Raw genomic sequence first — 1,240 nt, 5'->3', positions numbered from 1 at the left:
CGGCGTCCGGCTCCAGGCGGCAAAGCCGGCGCGCGCAGCAGTCACCGCCGCAAGGGCTTGATCCCGCGTGGCATCGGCGATCGGCTTGAGGTCAGCCGTCTCGGCTTTCACGTCAACCAGCAACTGGTCGAGTGCAGCGCGCGCGCCGAATTCGACGCCGCGCGAATTGCGCCGCTCCGGCGCAAAGAGATCGCCGGGCAGCGGAATCTTGGGATGGGCCGCCTGCTGTGGCCGAACGATGGCATCCGCCGGACGCTGCAACAGCGCCGCAACCGGCACGCGATAATCGGCGGCCTGCGCCACGAAGGAGGAATTGGCTCCGTTCTCCAGCAGGCGCCGCACCAGATAGGCCAGCAGGTCGCGATGGCTGCCGACCGGCGCATAGGTGCGGTAGGCGATCTCAGGATGATCCTTGGCGAGCTGCTCGTACAGCGCTTCGCCCATGCCGTGCAGGCGCTGGAATTCGAAGCCGCCGCTATTCCCGGCGAGCTCCAGCACGGTCGCGACCGTCAGCGCATTGTGGGTGGCGAATTGCGGAAAGATGCGGGGCCGCAAGACCAGCAGCTTCGTCGCGCAAGCGACGAAGTTGAGATCCGTCATCGCCTTGCGCGTGAACACGGGATAGCCGTCGAGCCCGCGCTCCTGCGCGCGCTTGATCTCGGTGTCCCAATAGGCGCCCTTGACGAGGCGCACCATCAGCTTGCGGTCGTGCGCGCGGGCGAGTTCGTCGACATAGTCGATCACCGCGCTGGCGCGCTTCTGATAGGCTTGGACCGCGAGGCCAAATCCGTCCCAACCGGTAAGCGAGGGATCGGCGAGCGTTGCCGCGATCACGTCGAGCGACAGCTCCAGCCGGTCGGCTTCCTCGGCATCGACGGTGAAGTTGAGGTCATGGGCCTTGGCGCGCTGCGCGAGGTCCAGCAGCAGCGGCACCAGCTCGGCCATCACCCGCTCCCGGCTGATCGCCTCGAAGCGCGGATGCAGTGCCGAGAGCTTGACCGAGATGCCGGGCCGGTCGGGCAGGGGATGGTTGCCCGCCGCCTTGCCGATGGTTTCGATCGCACTGGCATAGGCATTGAAATAACGGCTGGCATCCGCCGCCGTGCGCGCGGCTTCGCCGAGCATGTCGAAGGAATAGCGCGGCTTCTGGCCGGAGCGCGGGCGGCCCCGCTCCAGCGCCTGCTCGATGGTCTCGCCCAGCACGAAATGACTGCCCATCAGCCGCATCGCCTGGCGCGTG

General features: G+C 67.5%; 1 protein-coding gene. It reads right to left on the bottom strand.

What is annotated here, in order from left to right:
• Positions 1 to 1,240: proline dehydrogenase family protein (locus MOV74_RS38500; protein WP_246932774.1), on the bottom strand; the 1,240-nt coding region annotated here is incomplete at both ends.

The organism is Bradyrhizobium sp. SHOUNA76, from assembly GCF_023006445.1.
Classification (GTDB): domain Bacteria; phylum Pseudomonadota; class Alphaproteobacteria; order Rhizobiales; family Xanthobacteraceae; genus Bradyrhizobium.
Note: the sequence above shows the minus strand (reverse complement) of the source record. Positions and strands in the feature narration are given on the sequence as shown.